This is a genomic window from Streptomyces sp. 150FB (assembly GCF_000818195.1).
GTDB lineage: Bacteria > Actinomycetota > Actinomycetes > Streptomycetales > Streptomycetaceae > Streptomyces.
Genome location: NZ_JTHL01000002.1, coordinates 17,003 through 34,453, shown reverse-complemented (window position 1 = coordinate 34,453; position 17,451 = coordinate 17,003). Strand labels below are relative to the sequence as shown.

Annotated in this window: 20 protein-coding genes and 2 pseudogenes; 12 read left to right on the top strand and 10 right to left on the bottom strand. The window is 69.0% G+C overall.

Features of this window, described 5'->3' with window-relative positions; translation table 11 throughout:
- Positions 1–106 precede the first annotated feature (106 nt).
- The 4 genes from QR77_RS41265 to QR77_RS41255 all read left to right on the top strand — a co-directional run bounded on the left by QR77_RS41265 (position 107) and on the right by QR77_RS41255 (position 3,887).
- Positions 107–1,054, top strand: coding sequence for a Ku protein (locus QR77_RS41265; RefSeq protein ID WP_040029602.1), 948 nt, complete (start codon positions 107–109; stop codon positions 1,052–1,054).
- 294 nt (positions 1,055–1,348) lie between these two features.
- Positions 1,349–2,200, top strand: coding sequence for a hypothetical protein (locus QR77_RS41260; protein ID WP_150130627.1), 852 nt, complete (start codon positions 1,349–1,351; stop codon positions 2,198–2,200).
- 81 nt (positions 2,201–2,281) lie between these two features.
- Positions 2,282–2,776: a hypothetical protein gene (locus QR77_RS47640; RefSeq protein ID WP_173476484.1), complete on the top strand. Its 495-nt coding sequence runs from the start codon at positions 2,282–2,284 to the stop codon at positions 2,774–2,776.
- Positions 2,664–3,887, top strand: a complete 1,224-nt coding sequence (locus QR77_RS41255) for a replication-relaxation family protein (RefSeq protein ID WP_347359833.1) — start codon at positions 2,664–2,666, stop codon at positions 3,885–3,887. The genes QR77_RS47640 and QR77_RS41255 overlap by 113 nt, the downstream gene beginning before the upstream one ends.
- A gap of 155 nt (positions 3,888–4,042) precedes the next feature.
- Here QR77_RS41255 and QR77_RS42730 read toward each other — a convergent pair whose 3' ends face one another.
- Positions 4,043–5,614, bottom strand: coding sequence for a PIN domain-containing protein (locus tag QR77_RS42730; protein ID WP_173476486.1), 1,572 nt, complete (start codon positions 5,612–5,614; stop codon positions 4,043–4,045).
- Between the two features lie 72 nt (positions 5,615–5,686).
- On the opposite strand from QR77_RS42730, the pseudogene QR77_RS49680 reads away from it, so the two are divergent.
- Positions 5,687–6,038: pseudogene (locus QR77_RS49680) on the top strand (DUF6415 family natural product biosynthesis protein).
- Between the two features lie 116 nt (positions 6,039–6,154).
- Here QR77_RS49680 and QR77_RS41245 read toward each other — a convergent pair.
- On the bottom strand, positions 6,155–6,592 hold the full coding sequence (locus QR77_RS41245; RefSeq protein ID WP_040029600.1) for a hypothetical protein: 438 nt from the start codon (positions 6,590–6,592) through the stop codon (positions 6,155–6,157).
- Between the two features lie 168 nt (positions 6,593–6,760).
- Here QR77_RS41245 and QR77_RS41240 point away from each other — a divergent pair, with 168 nt between their 5' ends.
- The 4 genes from QR77_RS41240 to QR77_RS41225 all read left to right on the top strand — a co-directional run bounded on the left by QR77_RS41240 (position 6,761) and on the right by QR77_RS41225 (position 7,998).
- A complete protein-coding gene (locus QR77_RS41240) occupies positions 6,761–6,964 on the top strand; it encodes a hypothetical protein (RefSeq protein WP_052489847.1) in 204 nt (67 codons plus the stop codon).
- Entirely contained in the window at positions 6,961–7,173 is a 213-nt protein-coding gene (locus tag QR77_RS41235; protein ID WP_040029599.1) for a MarR family transcriptional regulator, read from the top strand. Before QR77_RS41240 ends, QR77_RS41235 begins: the two co-directional genes overlap by 4 nt.
- 58 nt (positions 7,174–7,231) lie before the next feature.
- Entirely contained in the window at positions 7,232–7,621 is a 390-nt protein-coding gene (locus QR77_RS41230) for a hypothetical protein (protein WP_040029598.1), read from the top strand.
- A 125-nt stretch (positions 7,622–7,746) separates the two neighbouring features.
- Positions 7,747–7,998, top strand: a complete 252-nt coding sequence (locus tag QR77_RS41225) for a hypothetical protein (RefSeq protein ID WP_040029597.1) — start codon at positions 7,747–7,749, stop codon at positions 7,996–7,998.
- A gap of 92 nt (positions 7,999–8,090) precedes the next feature.
- Here the strand turns inward: QR77_RS41225 and QR77_RS41220 are convergent, their stop codons facing one another.
- Both QR77_RS41220 and QR77_RS41215 read right to left on the bottom strand, forming a co-directional pair.
- Positions 8,091–8,963 carry a hypothetical protein gene (locus QR77_RS41220; protein ID WP_150130625.1) on the bottom strand — a complete coding sequence of 291 codons (873 nt, stop codon included), beginning with the start codon at positions 8,961–8,963 and terminating at the stop codon, positions 8,091–8,093.
- A gap of 187 nt (positions 8,964–9,150) precedes the next feature.
- Positions 9,151–9,546, bottom strand: coding sequence for a DUF6011 domain-containing protein (locus QR77_RS41215; RefSeq protein WP_040029595.1), 396 nt, complete (start codon positions 9,544–9,546; stop codon positions 9,151–9,153).
- Positions 9,547–9,764: 218 nt separating this feature from the next.
- On the opposite strand from QR77_RS41215, the gene QR77_RS41210 reads away from it, so the two are divergent.
- Complete coding sequence (locus QR77_RS41210) at positions 9,765–10,568, top strand: DUF6042 family protein (protein ID WP_040029594.1); 804 nt, start codon at positions 9,765–9,767, stop codon at positions 10,566–10,568.
- Between the two features lie 134 nt (positions 10,569–10,702).
- On the opposite strand, the pseudogene QR77_RS41205 reads toward QR77_RS41210, so the two are convergent.
- Together QR77_RS41205 and QR77_RS41200 are read right to left on the bottom strand one after the other, a co-directional pair.
- A pseudogene (locus QR77_RS41205) lies at positions 10,703–11,241 on the bottom strand (DEAD/DEAH box helicase family protein); the annotation flags it as partial.
- 1 nt (position 11,242) lies between these two features.
- Positions 11,243–12,115 (bottom strand): CGNR zinc finger domain-containing protein, encoded by an 873-nt coding sequence (locus QR77_RS41200; RefSeq protein WP_052489846.1) that lies wholly within the window; start codon positions 12,113–12,115, stop codon positions 11,243–11,245.
- A 146-nt stretch (positions 12,116–12,261) separates the two neighbouring features.
- On the opposite strand from QR77_RS41200, the gene QR77_RS41195 reads away from it, so the two are divergent.
- Positions 12,262–12,738 (top strand): hypothetical protein, encoded by a 477-nt coding sequence (locus QR77_RS41195; RefSeq protein WP_040029592.1) that lies wholly within the window; start codon positions 12,262–12,264, stop codon positions 12,736–12,738.
- Between the two features lie 604 nt (positions 12,739–13,342).
- Here QR77_RS41195 and QR77_RS41190 read toward each other — a convergent pair.
- Complete coding sequence (locus QR77_RS41190) at positions 13,343–13,534, bottom strand: hypothetical protein (RefSeq protein ID WP_040029591.1); 192 nt, start codon at positions 13,532–13,534, stop codon at positions 13,343–13,345.
- A 1,212-nt stretch (positions 13,535–14,746) separates the two neighbouring features.
- Here QR77_RS41190 and QR77_RS41185 point away from each other — a divergent pair.
- The gene (locus QR77_RS41185) at positions 14,747–15,019 is read left to right on the top strand and encodes a hypothetical protein (protein ID WP_040029590.1); all 273 of its coding nucleotides are present in this window, start codon (positions 14,747–14,749) and stop codon (positions 15,017–15,019) included.
- Between the two features lie 124 nt (positions 15,020–15,143).
- Here the strand turns inward: QR77_RS41185 and QR77_RS41180 are convergent, their stop codons facing one another.
- The 3 genes from QR77_RS41180 to QR77_RS49925 all read right to left on the bottom strand — a co-directional run bounded on the left by QR77_RS41180 (position 15,144) and on the right by QR77_RS49925 (position 17,162).
- A complete protein-coding gene (locus QR77_RS41180) occupies positions 15,144–16,022 on the bottom strand; it encodes a hypothetical protein (protein WP_040029589.1) in 879 nt (292 codons plus the stop codon).
- Between the two features lie 46 nt (positions 16,023–16,068).
- Complete coding sequence (locus QR77_RS41175; RefSeq protein WP_040029588.1) at positions 16,069–16,599, bottom strand: hypothetical protein; 531 nt, start codon at positions 16,597–16,599, stop codon at positions 16,069–16,071.
- 440 nt (positions 16,600–17,039) lie between these two features.
- Positions 17,040–17,162 carry a hypothetical protein gene (locus QR77_RS49925; RefSeq protein ID WP_269084376.1) on the bottom strand — a complete coding sequence of 41 codons (123 nt, stop codon included), beginning with the start codon at positions 17,160–17,162 and terminating at the stop codon, positions 17,040–17,042.
- Between the last annotated feature and the right edge of the window lie 289 nt (positions 17,163–17,451).

The following is a 17,451-nucleotide window of genomic DNA, read 5'->3' as shown; positions in this document are numbered from 1 at the left end:
CCGGACGCTGAGGCAGCCGGCGAAGAGGTAGGGCGAGGAGCCTCCGGCGTGCCGTGAACCTCGGTCCGGCCTAGGCTCGGAGTCCCCAGGCAGAGGGAGATGTGCGATGCCGACGAGTATCTGGTCCGGAGCGATTTCGTTCGGCCTAGTCACGATTTCGGTGAGGCTCACGCCTGCTTCCGAGAATCACAGCATCGGGTTCCACCGGATCCACCTGGAGGACGGCGGCCGGGTCCGCAACAGGAAGGTCTGCGAGATCGAGGACCGGGAGGTCTCAGAGGGGGAGATCGGCAAGGGCTACGAGCTGACGAAGGACCGTCTGATCGAGGTCACGGACGACGAGCTGGCGCAGATGCCGTTGCCGACGGCGCGGGCGATCGAGATCGTCGCGTTCGTCGACCGGGAGACGATCGATCCGGTACGCCTGGGGACCTCCTACTACCTGGAGGCCGCCGGGGACGTCGCTGCGAAGCCCTACACGCTGCTGCGTGCGGCGCTGGAGCGCAGTGAGAAGGTCGCGATCGCGAAGTACGCGCTGCGTGGCCGGGAGCGGCTCGGCGTGCTGTCCATCCGGGACCGGGCCCTGGTTCTGCATCAGATGCACTGGCCTGACGAGATCCGTGACCCGTCGTCGCTCGCCCCTCCGCAGGTGGACCTGGAGGAGGGGGAGATCGAGCGAGCCATCCAGCTGATGGAGTCGATGGCCGCCGAGGACACCTCCGGATACCGGGACCGCTACCAGGAGGCGGTGGAGGCGATGATCGAGGCGAAGCTGGAGGGCAGGGAGCCGGCGCCCCCGACGGATCAGGAGCAGCCGCGCGGCGGTCAGGTGGTGGACCTGATGGCGGCCCTCGAGGAGTCGGTCCAGGCGGCCCGCGAGGGACGCGGCGAACACGGAGGCGACGGGACGGACGCGACCGTGCACGACCTGCCGAAGGCTTCAGCGAAGAAGACCGCTGCGAAGAAGCAGACCACCGCGGCGAAGAAGACCGCTGCGAAGAAGACGCCGGCCAAGAAGCAGGCGAAGAAGACCTCCCGCCACCGCAGCGCCTGACCCAGGACCCGGGACCTGTCTCGCCTCTTCTGACCTGCGGAAGTTCCACTTTTTGGCCCTCATATGAGGGCCCAGAACAAGAAGTTGGGCGACGACGGCCTGGAGGCACGGTGCCGTCCCGGACTCACGTCCCCGTGAAGCGGACGGGATCCAGATTCCGGGCCCTGCCGAGCGTGCGCGGCGTCCCGGTAGGGTGCGGCGGGTGAAGACGGGGAGCGGGGATGCGGGCAGCTGGCAGGGGTGATGGATCGGGCGGCGACCTTGCACGCGTGGCACGTGTACTACCGGCTGGGGATGGATTCGCAGGCGAGGCAGGCCCACGGCAGCGCCCATCCGGATGCGGACCGGGACTGGATGTGGGAGACGAGCTTCCTCGCGGTGGTGCTGTGGCGTACGGCCGCTGAGCACGACCGGCCCCTCGACGCGGTCACGCTCGCCGACATCCTGGCGACCTGTGCCCGGATGACACCTGCGGACCTCTCCGAGGACAGGCTCCCGCCCCCGGCGCCGCGCGTGGGTCAGTTCCCTCCGGCACGACACGTGCCGCGCGTGGCGGAAGGCGTGATGACGCTCCTCCGGCAGCACCCCGGCGAGCGGACCCTCGCATACACACTCCGCGCGCTGCGCGTCGATCCCGACCAGTTCGGGGGCCCCGCCGACGGTGGCTGGGCGACCGGCCTGAAGGTGCTGCGCAGCCTGTTGGAGACGTCACGCGAGTGGCTGGACGACGGGCGGTGGGTCGTCACCCGCGAGGACCGGGCCGTGATCGCGGCGACGGGACTGGACCGGCCGATCGCCTACGATTATCCGCCGAGCCCGGCACCCGGTGACTCCGGGCACCCGAGCGTGCTTCAACGACTTCACCGCCTGACGCACCTGTCGGTTGCGCTGCCCGCGGCCGCCGCACGGATGTCGCGTGACGAGCACGGATACGTGCGCCCTTTGCACATGGTGCTGACCGGCGCCGCCGTCCTGGGCATGCCGGATACCGCCGCCGACCTCGACGCCCTCTGGGCCGGCATGGACCCGTCCTCCACACAGGACTGGGAGCGTGAGCACGTGCCCGACGCCCTCCGTCAGGCAATCGCCGTATCCGAAGACGCCCTTGAAGAGGTGGCCACGTTCCTCCGGAGCATCACCGGCTGACACGCGACACCGCAGCGCGCCGTACGGCCGAACAGTGGCCGCCCCGATGCGCTTTCCCCTCTACTTCCCGGAGTTTTTCCTGTGACGTCCCAGGTACGGATCGGCACCTACAACGTCAACAGCCCCACGGACGACCGCGCGGCCGCGCAGATCCGCATGCTCGCCGAGCACGAGCTCGACGTGCTGTGCCTCCAAGAGGCCGAGGGCGACGACTGGATCGGCACCCCGGACCGGGACTTCTGGGCCGGATCGGGGCCGATGCTGCGCCGGTACGCGGACGGCCTGGGCGGCGACCCCCTGTCCGCTGGGTCTGACCTGCGGAAACGCCCGGCCCTTGGCATGGCGCTCATCCGCACGCGACCGCGCGGCCACGCCGTCCATGCCCAGGTCCGACAACCCTCATGTAGATGTAGCAAGGCAGCCTCAGCACCGGAGGACTTCGACCGGACCTCGACGCCGGGAACTGCTGCAAGCGCTGGGGATCTTCCAGAGGGCTACGCCCGATCAGCTGTGGAAGCTGACCTGTCCGGACAACCAGCACGACAAGCTCGTGCGGGACAACCTCCTGGATCTTGAGGACCACCAGCTGGTGAGGATCGAGTTGGTACGGGAGGACCAGCGGCAGGTGTGGGTGCTGACCCGGCGCGGACACGGCGAGGCGAAGCAGCTGCTGGAGCCGAAGGGCATACGGGTCTCGGCACTGCGCGAAGAGAAGTACGACCCGGTCACCGGGAAGCTGCTCGGGGCCAGCTACGACGACCACGCCGCGGCGGTCACCTCGACGGCCGCCGAACTCCACAGCGCAGGCATCGGTCACCGGCTCGGCAGCGGCTACGTGCAGCGGGCCGACCTGGTGGTGCGGGCGCCGGAGGCCGGGGTGCCGGTGCTGCTGATGGAGATCGACCGCCGCTCCGAGGACGCGCACGAACTGGTCGCCAAGCTGCGCCGGTACTGGGAGTGGGGCCGGCTGCTCCCGAAGGACGCGGACAAGCACACCGTGGACCTGGTCCGCTCGCGGCCGGACGCGATCGACCACGTCGACCACGAGCAGCGGCTGTGGCGCCGGGTCTACCCGCCGACCGGCCGGGAGGGCCTGGTGCTGGTGGCGTTCGTGTTCGCGGACACCACCGAGGCGAAGGTCGACAACACGGTCGCCGTACTGGAGGAGGCCGGACGCGACTACTGGGCGCCGCGCCGGTACGACACCTACCACCGGGGGATCACCGCCTGGGACTACGGCCAGGCGGTGCCCGTCGTCGTCACCACCCTGGAGCAGATGACGGAGCACGGCGCGGACGCGGCGGTGTGGCGGCGGCTGGGACGGACGAGCGAGCAGACGCTGACGGCCGCGCTCGACAACCCCGACGGCGAGGCTCTCTACCGCCGCCAGGCCGCCCGCGCCGAAGCGGAAGAGGAGCGGCACCGGGCCGTTGAGCGGGAGGCACGGCGGCCGGTGTGTACACGGTGCGGGGAGAAGTTCACCGACCAGCGCTGGGAGGAGACCACCACACCCGGGTACGCCTGGGAGGCCGGTAGCCCATCCATGTGCCGCGACTGCTACGCCGACTACCTCGCAGACAGGGAAGCCGCCGCCGGAGCCGCCCGCCGGCAGGCCGCCGCACCGCCGGAGCCGGAGGACGACCAGGAGCCGGGCAGCGGCCACGGCTGGTTCCGCCGGCGGCCCTGATGGAGGGGTACGCGAAACTGCGGCCTTGACCGAGGGTGTCGGTGCGCGCGACGGATCCCGAAGTCACCGCGTCACCGGGCCGGGACAGGGGAGCCTGGGCAAGCCTTCTGGCGCGACGGGCTTGCCCAGGGGCCGAAGGCACGGTCGCGCCCGCGTCAGCGGTCTGTGTCCGGGTCGTCTGCTTCGCTCGGCCCGGTCTCCGGATCCGAATCGTCAATGTCGGAGACTGCGGCACCCTCGTCATCGTCTTCGGCAGGGTTCTGGGTTTCCCCTGCCAACGCGGCCGCGGCGATCTCGTTGATGGTTGTCTGCGGGAGGAAGTGGCTGTAGTCGATCTTAGGGACGAAGTGGCTGAGATCGAGATCCAGCGGAGGAAACAGCCCGCTGAGATCCAGATGAGGAACCAGCCCGCTGAGGTCGGGCTTGAACAGCCCGGCGAAGAGGTGGTCAACGGGCGCCTGGTTCAGGGTGGTGGCGATGTCGAGCGTGGGCATCGAGGCCCTGATCCGCTCGAGGAAGCCCTGCCCGAGAAGATCGGCGGCAGTCAGCCTGGGGATCATGTCGGAGACACTGCGGGCCATGGCACCAGCGACATCGAGCGTGGGCATGGCCCCGGCGATGCTCTCGGCGATCAGCCGTTCGCCGGAAGACAGATGGTTGCGCAGGGCCCGCTGTGAGATGCGGGCAGCCCTGTCCTTCAGCTTCTTCATGATCTCCATGCACCGCGCATCCGCCGTATCCGGGAGCACGGGCTCGCCGGGGGTCAGCAGCGTCGGCGCCTCGTCCCCGCCGTTCGCGGAGAAGAGAACCTTCATCTCCCAGACGCACGACACGTACCGCACGTCCTCGTCGTCCCCGTTGACGGCAACCCCGTACAGCAGCCAGCGGGTGTTGGCCGAGTACCAGACACTGCCCTCGATCTCGTGACCGAGGACGTCCGCGATGCTCAGCAACTCGGCTTCGGGAGAAGCCAGCCACTGACGCCACTGAACGGAAGCCTCGGCGGTGTCCAGACCGACGAACCCGACCGGCGAGCTGAGCAACTCGCCCGCGGTCCGCGACACCCGGGCGCGAACCGACAACGACCTCAGCAACTCCTCGGCAGCTGCTTCGGCATCCCGCCCGGACACCTCCTTGGTGAACTTCGAGACGACCGCGTCGAAGTCGGCGAGCCGGGTGAGCCGGCCTTCCAGGCCGCGCACGTCCTCGTTCATCGGATAGGGATACGTGGCCCCGTCGCCGAAGTCCTTGGTGTTGTTCGTGACGAAGCAGACTTCCTCGTCCGGGTTCTCCTGCAGGTACTCAAGGATCGAGAACCAGACCGCCGCGTCACGGCCGCCCTCGGACCGCTCCTTGGTCGCCTTCGCCGGCGGAAGGGCCATGGCCTCACGAGCCAGAGCCCTGCGCGCTGCCTCCCCGCTGGTGTCTATGACCTCGAAGATCTCCTCGTACGCGCTGCGCCAATGGGCAACGAGGCGGTTCAGATCGAGGGGCTCCAGGGAACTCTTCAACTCCCACGGCAGTGCCTCGCGCAGCTTCGCCAGGGTGTTCACGACGGCTCGGTACTTGTCGGGGTAGTGCTTCGTCTGGTGGGCGACCAGCTCCTCCATGACCATCCACGGCACGGCCACCTTGTGGTGACCGGACTGCCGCAACTTGCGGATGATGTCGGCCCGAAGGCCGGACGGCGGGAGAAGGTTCACCGTATTCGTATCAAAGATGATCAAACGCGCCTCCGTAGTACTCACCGCGCATCATCTCGCGCGGCTCGCCGACGCAATCCGCAGGTTCGCTCCAGCCTGACCGCAGTCAAGCAGGCTCTGGCGCCGCTGTACGAGAGCCTCGTCAAGGCCGTCCTCTCGTGGACCGGCGAGGACACGCTCGCCGAACGCGACTATGAACAGATCGGCCTCCATCTGACCGGCCATGCCCGCGCGGTCGCTATCGACGTCCGGCGCCGCGCGAACCAACTACCCAAGGACAGCGGGCCCCGGGCGCTCGCCGACGTCGTCCTGCGCGAGACAGAAGGCCGGCTGTCCACGACGCTGGAGGGCACCGTGCGCTGCGTCCAGAACCGCGCCCGCCTCGTCCCGCGACCTCTACGAACGCCTAGACCGCCTGGACGCCACGCCGATCACCCCGACAGTCTGACGGTGCAACACTGCGCCGCGTTGCAGCCCCGACCTGCTATTTCGCACCGAACTGGGCTTCCAGGGACGGTGTTGCACCACCGTGTCGCAGCCACACGCACGAGACTCCGGGCCCTCTCAGTCGGCCTGGAGGACTTCGTTGCGGAGCGCGCGCAACAAGGTCAGGGCGTCTTCGTCTTCCGCGTCGGTGAAGGCGTGGATCGCATGCAGGATGGATCCGCCGATCCGCTTGGCGGTGACGAGGTCGCCGCCGGCGAGAACGGCTTGGTGGTGCAGGGAGTCGGTCAGGAGGAACACGATGCGCGCCATGGGATCGCCGTTGAGCTGCGTGACGCGCTGCCCGGTCTCTTCGCGGGTCATGGTGGCCTCGACGCCGAACGCGGCGAGCAGGATGCGCTCGAGGGTGTGCTTCCCGTACGCGGCCAGCAGGGCCGCCAGCGGGCGCTCGCACGCGCCGCCCGCCAAGACCGCCAGTGCCCCGTCGTTGTTCTGGACAACGGCCTCCAGCGCGGCCAGGGCCCTCAGATGGTCATCGTTGGTCAGCTCGGCGTCCATGGCCCGCAACATAGACCACCGACGTGACCCACGCGGCGGCGTTGGCGAAACCACCCTTCGGAGCGCAGCAGCCATCGATCAGGTTCGCTGTCGCAGGACACCCGGTACGAGCAGTGTCTGCGCCGTGCCCACATGACTCAAAAATCGAACATACGATCTAATGGCGATATGAACTCCACCCCCACCCCCGTCCCCGCCATCGAGGACCTGGCGCGGACCCAGCAGGCATGGAACGCCACCTACACGGCACTCGCAGCCTCGCCAGCCCCGTCCCTCAATACCCTGCTCCGCCGACGTCTGCTCCGGCTGTCGACCCGGCTGGCCCGGCTGCGCCGTCAGACCACCTGCCAGACCGAAAGGAAATCGGGATGACGGGAGCACCGACCGACCGCCAGGAAGAGATCCTCCGAGTGGTCAGGAGATGGATCACTGAACGCGGAGAAGCGCCGACGGTCCGGGAGATCGGCCAGGCCGTCGGCCTCTCCAGCAGCAGCTCCGTCGCCTACCAGATACGCCGGATGGAAGAGCAAGGTCTGATCAGCCGCACCGACCGGCAAGGGCGCTCGATCCGCCTCAGCTGACCCGTCCGCAGGGAAGCGTCCGGCGTGATCATTTCCCGTTCCGCGTCGTTGTAGGGGCATGGGACTCGTCTCCCGGGCTGCGCCCGGAGTGGAAAAGCAGGCCGAGCGGGCGGCCGAGAGCGCCTGCCACCTAGCTGACGCCGTCACGCCCACGGCCTGGAGTACGGTCGCGGCCGAGGACGCGCTCGAGGCGATCGACGTCCTCACCACCGCCCTGTCCCAGATCAGCCCGGACACCGCCACGGCACTCGCCGCGGTGGCGGCGGCCACCAACGCCGCTCGCCACAGCCTCGGCCTCCCGGTGGGCCCCGAGCCCGACCCCCAGGGGAAGGAAGCGGCAGTACCCGGTCCGCGTGCCGGCGACCAGCCGGCTCCCCGGGGCGCCCGCCAGCGGCCGAGACGGCGTGGCCTCGGGCCCGGCTTCCAGGGCATCCACACAGAACGCTGAACCCGGCGACCAGACACGCACGCCACCGCCGGAGACGGACCGGCCGTCTACCAGCCAGTCCCCCGGCGGGGGACAGGAAACGCCGTCCCGCCTCTCACCACAGCGCGGCGTTCCACCGTGCCCGTATGCCGAACGAGAACACCATGGTCGAGCTGAGCGCGCGAGCCGAGTACGACACCGACTGGCACGTCTACATCGACCACCCCGACCAGGGGCCGCTGGGATATTGCACCGGCGTCGGCCCTGACGAGCCCTTCGACGCCCAGGCCGCAGACCGGGCCCTGGAGCGGGGCGGCTGGCGGACTACCGGCCCCTGGACGAAGACACCCCCACCGTCAGACGACGCCCCGTACACCGCGACCGTCACACCGGCCTGACCGGCCTGACCGGCCTTCAGGCCGCAGCCACTGACTCCCCGCTCGTCTATGCGTATCTGACCCGACGGCGCACGGACAACGCACGCCTGCGTCTACTTCTTTCGGATGCTGCCGTTCGATATCCAGTGGACGAGGATCGCGGCCGTGTGCACCGCTGTTTCTGCGGCCTCCTGCGTGAGGGGTGCGCTGGTGGGTCCTCCTTCGTGACGGTCTCGCTGGCCGTGCCAGAGCAGGCTGACCATTGCGACGACCGCGTCAATGCTGGCAGGCGCCCCCGTCTTGTCGGCGATGACCATCTCGTACTTGTGTCCTCCCTGCTCCAGGTGAGAGCGCACTTTGCCGAGGGTCGGCTCGGGCGCGTTCGGGAGGAAGAGGGGGTTGGCGACGGCCTCGACTGCCTTGATAGCACGCGAGTAGGCGGCACTCGGATCGGGGTTGATTCCGTACGCCTCCGTGAACGCCGCGCGGAGATGCTCGGGCGCTGTCTGCGCCTTTGCGGCACCAGCCTCCATGGCCTTGTCGTACGTGGCGTGAAGCGTCTCGTCCATCCGCCGTTCAAGCCCGCTGCAGTCTTCGGAGACCGTGAAGACGGAGTCGCCTTCACGCAGAATGCCGTCCAACTGGCGGGCATAAGAAGCAACGGCATCACGCTGGTGCCAGGCAGCCCCCCGGACTGCCTGCTGGAGACAGCCGAGGGTCGCGTCGATTACTTCCAGCCGCAGCATCGGATTCATCCGGTCGTCCAGAGTGGCCAACTCGCTGCACGGGTCGCGACTCCTGAGGATCCTCGACGGCAGTTTCAGCCGGATCGCTACGGGCGCCGCCATGTCGTACCCGCGAAGCATTTCGTACAGCCATTCGCTGACGGGCACGTCGATGTGGTCCGGAACGCCTTCTGCCCACAAGGGCTCCGGCTCGGTCTTTCCCGCCAGACGATCAGTCAGGCGTTTCCATGGGGTTGTCACAGGCCGACTGTAGGTGGCCGTGATGACAGCCATGCCCCTGTACGCCACAACGCCTTCTAGTCGGCCCGCAGGGTCCGCCCAGGCGCGCTGTCGAATCCGTCCTCGTTCTCGAATGGTCCGCGACGCCTGCTGTCTGCCCCCAGCCCCTGCTGCTCATTGAACAGGGACTCTCTCTGTCACAGCGCACTCAGATAAGCAGGGAGCGGGCGCAGTTCGGCCCGTACCCGGCCTGGCGGGACAGCTCGTTGGTGAGGGTGCGTCCGCACCCCCAGCACGACGAAGACGGGCCCCCGCCAGTTGGTTGGCAAGACGAGGACGGCAACATGGCCCGGCCGGTCGGCCGGCCGTCCTCGCGGGCGGAGGAGAGCAGAGAGGCGAAGGCAGACATCGCGACGACGGTGACGATCGGCACGACATGCGGTCGGGCGGCAACGGCGGCCTTGACAGCCTGTTCGCGAACGCGTGTGGTGGCCGACGATGCGGTGGCCAGGATGCGGCCTGCTCGGCCCTGCTTGCCGCCGTCGGCCACGTCGGCCGGGGTGGTGCGGGGCGTCCACCGCTCGTGCGGGGAGGTGTCATCCATGGCGCGCCCTTCGTGGTCTGACGGTTGATCAGGCTACTGTGCAGGCGCCCGCAGCGATGTCATATACCCGAGCCCGGCACACCGGGACGTATCCGGCGCGATCAATTTCAGCACCGCGTCGTCGAGGTCAAGGCCGCCACCCTCCTCGCTGTGCGTCAGCAATTGAGCGCATTGCGTAACATGTGATCCTTGGGCCTGCTTTGGGAGGAGTTGACCAGATGATCGAGGACCTGTCTGTACCCGGGCCGCGCTCGGACATGGCGATGCACAACGACTGGTGGGCTTCGGGCTGGGATCACGTGCTGCCCCGCCAGGGCTTCCCTCTGACCATGCTGATCGGGACCGCGAGCCAGTCTGGTTTCGCCGGTTCCCTCGACGACCTTCTCCAGGAGATCTTCGGGGGTAGCTGGGACATGATCGGCGGCAACCTCGACGGTGCGCTCTCGTTCTCGTGGCCTGACGAGGAATGGGACTACATCGAGGCGCCAGAGGGGCGCGAGGCATGTGAGGCGAGCCGCTGGGAAGAGTTTGGCGCGCTGCTCACGGCCGCCGGCTTCCCGGTGCCCACGACTGTGCGGGATCTGTCCGAGCTCTACCTGACGTGGGGGCTGGCCCGCCGCAAGGAGACGCCTGACGGCACCCGCTGGTCGATGCCTGTCGCACTGCCCTTGCCTGGCGACCTGCTGCCTCTGGGCGCCGACCTCACCGCACGGCTCGACCGCATCCGATGGATGTGGCGCACCGGCCCGCTTGTCGACAGCTTCATCAATTATCTGGTCGATGATCTGGGCGAGCCGCAAGAGGTCCTCACATCCCTGGACCGCCTGGCGGCTGCCACGGGACAGACTGCGGACGACGCACGTATCGCCATTGCCGAACTCGTCCAAGCCGGCGACGCCTTGGTGTACCGAGGCCAGGAGCTGGCCGACGCGGAGCGACTGGAGGCGCATCGCCGATTCCGCCTGGTCATGAACTGGAACCACTTCCACGCGACACGGATCACGTTGATGGCGGGTGGTTGAGACCGCCCGCCGCATTCCTGAACTGCGGCAACACCCAAAGGAGGCCCGTGTCGCATCTTGCGCTTTCGCCTCGCACCGCCGTCAGCCCGGCGGACTTCACGTACGAGCCCCCGGGCCCTGACGATGATCTCGGAGGCGGTTCTGTGCGCCTCATCCACGATCGCGAGGTCGAAGCCGTCCATTTGCTGTCCGTAGAGCCGCTCCCCGCCCGCCAGAGCGGCCTCCAGCGGCCCGCGAACCTTCAGCTGACCGATGGGCCTTCCGGGTCTTCGCGGTCGACGAGGGAGGCGTACGTGGCGAGAACGATGACGGGCCCGTGGCCGGCCCACAGGGCGAGCCGGATCGGATTCGTGGTCGTCCGCACTCCGAGCTGCTCCAGGATTTCGTCCTTCTCCAGTGAGCACACCGCGACCATCGGGGCCCGGTGACCGACCAGGCGCCATGCCTCGGCGGTCTGCGCGAGCAGGTCCAGGGTCGGGACCATGACGAGGATGCGCCCGCCGGAGAAGTTGTCCAGCGCGGACGAAGCGGCCATGATCGTTTTACCGGAGCCGGTGGTGGAGACGATCGTGCCCCGGGCGCCCTGCTGGGGTACAGGTGACCTGGCAGGGAATCCCACCCACTTCCGGAACGCCGACTTCTGGTCCACCTGGTGCTCTCGAAGGCTGATCACCTCAGGCTCCTTCAGGGGTGGTGGCCGTCGGATCGGGCGTGGCCGGTCCGGGGTCCGGCGCTGGCAGGGGGCTCTGCTGCTTGCGGCGTCGGCGTAGTTCGCGCTGGGCTTGGGCTCGGGCGCATTCGCGGGTGCAGTACTTGATTCCGGTGGTGCGGTTCTGCCCGTACTCGGCGCGGCCGCGCTGGCGGACGAACGCACGCCGGCAGGTCTCGTTGGCGCACTCGCGGATGGTGGCGTCCTCGGCGAGGTGGTTGTACAGCTGCAGGAACGCTACGGCCAGGACAGTGGGGTAGCGGTCTTCGAGGCTGCCGATTCCGATGCTGAACGGCTCCAGTGCCGAGTTGAGGGAGCTGATCAGGGAGCCGAGCTTCAGGCCCAGCAGTTCCTCACGCATGTGATCCAGGTCGCGTGGCCAGGTCTCTTCCTTGTCGCTGTTCGCGGCCTGCCACAAGGCGAGTTCCTCCTCGGTGGCCCCGGCTTCGACCAGTGCGTCCAGCCCGCCTTCGTGGCGGAGGGCCAGCCATGTGGCGATGGCGTCCTGGGCCGCTGAGACGAACAGCGTCGCCACCTCGCCGTGGAGGGCGAACGGACCGTGCTTGGGGTGGAGTCCGTTCGCCAGCCCGGTGTAGTGCTCGTGTTCCTCCACATCCAGGCTCAACGAGCCGACGCTGCCGCCAAGATGCCCGTACGTCCGCATCATGGCGGCGACGGCATCCAGGTCGTTGGGGTCGAGCTCCATGAATTCGCGGAGGTAGAAGTCCTCCGGGAGCGGCACGGTCCGCGCGCCGGGGGAGCGGAGTTGCGGGGTCCAGACGATCCACTCTCCCTCCGTCCGTGCCCCGCCGAGAGGGTTCAACTCCGGGGCCGGCACGGGGATTCCAGGCCAGAGCGTGGGACGAAAGCGTGGGTCAACGTATGCCGCCATGTGCGGCATCATAGTCAACATTGAGGGGTACGAAAACCATAGAGTTCGTACCACCCCTCCCCAAAAAAGAGCCCAGTCGAAAGGAACCCGCCGTGACGCAGTGGCAGGACCGCAAAATCGTCGGAGACCTGCACGAACACCGAGTCGCCACCGCACTGCGAGCCAGAGGCTGGACCGTCCACCCCTGCGGACAGGGCACCTACCCCCACGCCGTCCGCGACGCCCTGCGCCGCACACGCTCCGCCTTACGCCAGTTCCCCGACCTGATCGCCGCCCGCGGCAGCGACATCGTCACCATCGACGCCAAAGACCACATGCCCAGCGCCACCACCAACCGCTATGCCATCAGCACCGCCACCATCAACGCCGGCCTCCAGTTCACCGCCGTCCACGCCCCCACCCCCCTCTACTACGTCTTCGGCAACCTCAAAGTCCTCACCCCCGCCGAAGTCCTCCACTACACCGATCACGCGCTGCGCCACCCAAGCGGTGCTTATCACCTCGTCAGCACTCACCGCGCCCACTTCTTCGACGACGTCTTCGGCACTGCCGCTGCCCTAGCCGCTTGACCACGCAACGGCCGGTCCCCCCCGCTGAGGACCCTGGCCCAGCAAATGCGCCTGGCCTGGCCAGCCAACGGACCCTCGCCCCGGGACCAGTACCTGACACCCGCTGCGGGTAACCGCTCCCGCAATCCCCGTACCGCAAGAGCCCGTAGAACGAGACCTGACCGTGCGTGATGGTGGCGCCGCCCGCTGTCGGTCCGGTTGAGAGTGGGGGGTTGGGTGTTCGGCGGTCGGGGGCTGCCCTGGCAATCCATCCCTACCTTGTGACACCTGCCGGCGGCGCTTCCGCAACGGGACGAGCTGATCGGTGCGTTCGCCTACCTTGCGCACCGTCACTCGGCGGCGGCCACACCGATTGCCCTGGCCGCCGCCGTCCTCGCGGCCTGCATCGTCCCCATAGTCGCCCGGTGACACCCCCAGTGCCGAGGGCTGGAGCAGCCCGCCGTCGTGACGACCTCGGCCAGGTGCCGGAAGCCGTTCGGCGGCGGACGCCTCGCCGGGCAAGCTCGCAGTTGCAGAAGAGGTCGGGCATAACGGGCGCGATGGTCGGAAGGGCGAGGTGATCGACCGAGTTTGCTGTCGCTCCCGCGCAGGCCCGTGGGCGCGGCTACGCGTTGGACCCCGGGCAGGCCGCGGATCCGGGGTGCGTGTCTGCGAAGTCCGCACGGCCGCCGGCCCCCAGCAGGACCCGCCACGCGCGGTGCTCGGGGTCGAGCCCCGGGTGCTGGATCGGGTTCATGGCCGCGACCGGGACGCCGGGGTGCTCGGTGTTCAGCAGCAGCGCCCACGCCTCCAGCACCGCCAGGTCGACGTCGCTGGGGGGCGAGCAGGACGGGTGCGCCGTGGCGGCGGGCGGCGCCGGGTCCGAGCGCGGTGTAGAGCAGCGGTTCCCAGCACCACACCCAGCAGCCGGGGGCGCCGGGCTCGTCCTGGTCCTCGCCGGGCTGCCACGCCAGGACGTACCCGGCAGCCGGCCACCGCGGCTCGTCTGCGGGGGGCGTCGTACGGACCGGGGCGGTGCTGGTAGTTCCATGCCCTCCCAACGGCCGTACGGCCCCTGTGGGTGCGTCAGGCGGGAAAACCGCCTCGTCCGCTGGTCAGCACCGCCACCCGGCACCGCCACCCCGCCCGCGCCGACCGCCACCTCTCGGCGGCGGGTGGCGGTGGAGGTGGCGGTGCGAAACGGACAGGGTGGCGGTCGGTCCTCGGGCAACGGCGGGACTTCCCCGGGCCGGGAGGGCGCCCCAGGGAAGTAGTCGGCGGCGCGTACGGCCGGAGAGGACCCCTTGTCCTCCAGGTCAGAGCCCCCACGGCGCCGCCGGGGCGAAGATCCCGGCGCGACCAGAGCCGCGACCAGGAGCGCGACGTGAGGCGCGACCAGGAGTGCGACCAGAGACGCGACCTCGTTTCAGGCTGCTGCTGGAAGAGGTGTCGGCGCCGTGGCCCGGCTTGCCCGCACAGTCTGACCTGCGGAAACCGCCGCGTTCACCGGCAGGGGGTTCCCACCTGCGGCAGTGGTCCCGGTCCACCCTCGAGCGCACCCCTCCAGCCCACGGTTCAGCCCCCGCCGGAAGCAACCCCGGCAGGCCTGGCGGGCCGGGGCTGCGGGGTCTACCCGCTGGGGGGCGTATGGGTGCCGGATCCGGCACCCTGGGAACCCCTTGAGCTCCAGAGTCTTGGGCCCAGTTCGTGCCGCGCCGGATTCAAGTGGCCCGCGTGTTTGCGCACTGCGTACGTACGCAGGCCAGAACCCTTGAATGGGTCTTCTCGGCTGCGCAATCTGAATCCGGCGGCTGTCTCGCATAACAAAACGCCTTCACCACCCCATCACCAAGGTGGGACGCCGGGCTTTCACCTCGCTCCCAAGCAGGTAGGCAGCCAGGCAGCCAGGCACCCCTTGTGTGGCTAACCCTCCGGCGTCGCACGGTGGTTGCCGTCCGGTACGAGCCCACGACGGTAAGGGCCGAAGCCGTTCACCATCCCGCCCCACCTACTGATTGGACATCCCGACATGACCACCCAGACCACCCCGGCCGCCACCGCTGCTCCCGTTCCGCCCGCCGCGCCGCCTGCCGTCACCGCGGCTTCCGCTCCCGCTCCGGAGTCCACCCCGTCGACGGGGCCGGCGGTGGTGGTGCTCGCGGTCCTGGTGGTGCTGCTCGTCGCCGGGTTCGGCGCGTACGCCGTGGCCGAGCACCCGGGACTCATGGCCCCGGCGGCGACGGCCACCGGGCTCGTGGCCGTCCTGGTGCCGGTTCTGCTGGCCGCGTTCAAGCGCCGGTGACCGGGCAAGCCGGGTGGGCAAGCCCTGACCGGCTTGTCCACCCGGAACCGGAGGTACCCAGGCTTGCCTGTACAGGACACCTGTACAAGACGCTTGTGCAAAATGCCTGGTCCGCCCGCCGGTGCTACGTCCAGATGCGGGGGGCGATCCAGCGCTGGAAGTTGTCGGCGGTGAGTGCTTCCACCAGCACGTCGGCCGCGAGTTCGGGGGCGATCCCGGCCGTGCTCGCTCCGGCCGCGATCCAGGCGCTGAGCCGGGCGATGTGGTCCTGGCTCAGGGTCCACGCCTCCCCGGCCGGGGAGGCGCTGCCGTCGCTCATTCCCAAATTTGGGAATGAGCCGGCCTGGCCGGAGGAGACGACCGTGTCCGTGACCGGCTCGGTGCCGCGCTCGGTGCGCCGGGTGCCGCCCGGCTTGGCGGGGGCGGGCACGTCGGGGATGGCGGGCGGGAGCTGCCGGGGCGCGAACAGCGGCTCCAGCCTTTCCGGCTCGGTGCCCGTACGCAGGAAGTCCGCGAGGTTGGCCACGGCGTCGGCGGTCACCCGGCGCCCGGTCTGCTGGCCGTGGCGGCGCAGCTCGGCGTACCAGTGGGCTACCTGCTTGTGTCCCTGCGCCCCGGCGACGTCGAGCAGCGCGCGGACGTGCGAGTCCGGGGCCGGCCTCTCGCACGCGTCGGTGATCTCCTTCGCCAGGCGCCACTCGCCGATCTCCCGGTAGGCGGCGGACTCGCTCAGCCCGTCCCACTCCTCGTCCAGGTACTGCTGGCGGCTGCGCGTCCCGTCCTCACCGCGGAACAGGCGCCGGCGGAACGCGGCCTCCAGCGCCTTGCCGCGCATCCACTTCGCGGCCCGGTGGTGGTCGCGGGCGGCGTGGACCCGGTCCAGGTCCTGCTGCTCCCGCGCGTTCAGCGGTCCGCTGCGGTCGAGGTCCTGGGGTTCGGGGATCAGTTCGGGGACGAACGCGCGTGCCCGGTCGCTGCGCCAGAGGGCGGTCTCCTCGCTCACGTCCGCCTCACTTCGGGCAGGTGGCCCAGCCGGGTCAGCTCGGTGATCAGCGCGTCGTACGGCGCCTTGCGCTCGGGCTTGTCGCAGGGGAAGCCGACCGCGCTCGCGATGCCCTCCCGCCTCGGGATCTGGGTGGACAGGACGGTCCACCGGTGCCCTTCTCCCCGCCGTTCTTGAGCGGGTCCGCGTACTTCTTCGGGCTGGCAGCCCCGGCCTGGCAGCGGTTCAGCAGCACGTAGGTTGTCGGCGGTCGGCCGTCCTCGCGCAGCGCGGCGGACCGCTTGATCACCTTGGCGAGCGCCGTCCCCCGCTCTGGCTTGGTCAGCCGCTCGTAGTCCGGGTTGGGGGAGAGCGTCAGGATCACCAGGTCGACCACCTCCAAGATGCTGTCCACGATGTCCGGGTGGTTCTCGGCGTGCCCGGCATCCACCAGGTTCACCCGGCTGTGGTCCATGCCGGGGTAGACCGCCTCCGCGAACGCGGGGGTATCCGCCTGGTGGACCTCGCACGGGAAGTCGCCGGCATCCCGCGCCCACGCCGCGAGCTGAAGAGACTCGTCCGCGTCGTAGCAGGTCACGGGTGGCCAGCCCGCGCCAGGGCGTAGGCCAGGAGTCCCGTGTTCGTCGTGCCGCCCATGGTCCTGGGCTTCAGGCTGGCAATCAGCATGCGCGCCACGATAGGCGGGTGGGGTGTCGCTTCGAAGCCACCCGGTCGATCGGCCAGTCCTGCTCATTAATCGGCAGGTCAGAGAAGTTTTCCCAGGTCCGCAGGCTGGGTGTGCCGTTCAAGTGCAGCTTGATTCGGGAGTTTTCCCGTGCAAGTCTTAAGAGTCACGCCCACAGAATCACCGTGTCTGTGCTGCCGAGCCGGACATGACAAAGGGCCCGACCTGGTTGCACAGGTCAGGCCCCTTGCCTGTGGGTTGGTGATGCAGCTACTGAGCCCGGCCGGGTTGCAATCGGCCGGGCTCATTGCTGAGCTGCCGCCGTCCGGTCTCCGTCATCGAGTCTCGCTTTCTCAGACGTTTTCGATGAGCCACTTCACCAAGGCCGCGATCACGGGGAGCCAGTCGACCACCACCTGAGGGGCGCTCAGGCGCTTCTCGTCGTCTTGCTCGCCGCGCTTGGCGGTCCTTTTCATGTGTCCTCCGGGTGAGCCCAGGGTTGTCGTGTCGTACCCGGTGTACGGGCCTTCGCCGACGGCGAAGAGTGGGGAGGGCTCACTTCTGAAAGACAGTCACATCATTGCATGCCGGTGCGGGACCTGAATCCGGCACCCCTACATGTTGTGGTTCAGGATGTGGCACAACCACTACATGTAGGGTTTGCAGTGTTTGCTGACGCTGCGTGAACTTCGCCGTGCCGGAGGGTTCTTGGCCCGGTGCGACGTTGGCTCAGACCGTAGTCACAAGGGAGTCACTTCTTCAAAG

Bases quoted from the DNA above. Each gene is read 5' to 3' on its own strand.
- QR77_RS41260 (WP_150130627.1), top strand. From the start codon at position 1,349: ATGGATTCGCAGGCGAGGCAGGCCCACGGCAGCGCCCATCCGGATGCG.
- QR77_RS41240 (WP_052489847.1), top strand. From the start codon at position 6,761: ATGAACTCCACCCCCACCCCCGTCCCCGCCATCGAGGACCTGGCGCGG.
- QR77_RS41210 (WP_040029594.1), top strand. From the start codon at position 9,765: ATGATCGAGGACCTGTCTGTACCCGGGCCGCGCTCGGACATGGCGATG.
- QR77_RS41265 (WP_040029602.1), top strand. From the start codon at position 107: ATGCCGACGAGTATCTGGTCCGGAGCGATTTCGTTCGGCCTAGTCACG.
- QR77_RS41235 (WP_040029599.1), top strand. From the start codon at position 6,961: ATGACGGGAGCACCGACCGACCGCCAGGAAGAGATCCTCCGAGTGGTC.
- QR77_RS41245 (WP_040029600.1), bottom strand. From the start codon at position 6,592: ATGGACGCCGAGCTGACCAACGATGACCATCTGAGGGCCCTGGCCGCG.
- QR77_RS49925 (WP_269084376.1), bottom strand. From the start codon at position 17,162: ATGAAAAGGACCGCCAAGCGCGGCGAGCAAGACGACGAGAAGCGCCTG.
- QR77_RS41185 (WP_040029590.1), top strand. From the start codon at position 14,747: ATGACCACCCAGACCACCCCGGCCGCCACCGCTGCTCCCGTTCCGCCC.
- QR77_RS41225 (WP_040029597.1), top strand. From the start codon at position 7,747: ATGCCGAACGAGAACACCATGGTCGAGCTGAGCGCGCGAGCCGAGTAC.
- QR77_RS41215 (WP_040029595.1), bottom strand. From the start codon at position 9,546: ATGGATGACACCTCCCCGCACGAGCGGTGGACGCCCCGCACCACCCCG.
- QR77_RS41230 (WP_040029598.1), top strand. From the start codon at position 7,232: ATGGGACTCGTCTCCCGGGCTGCGCCCGGAGTGGAAAAGCAGGCCGAG.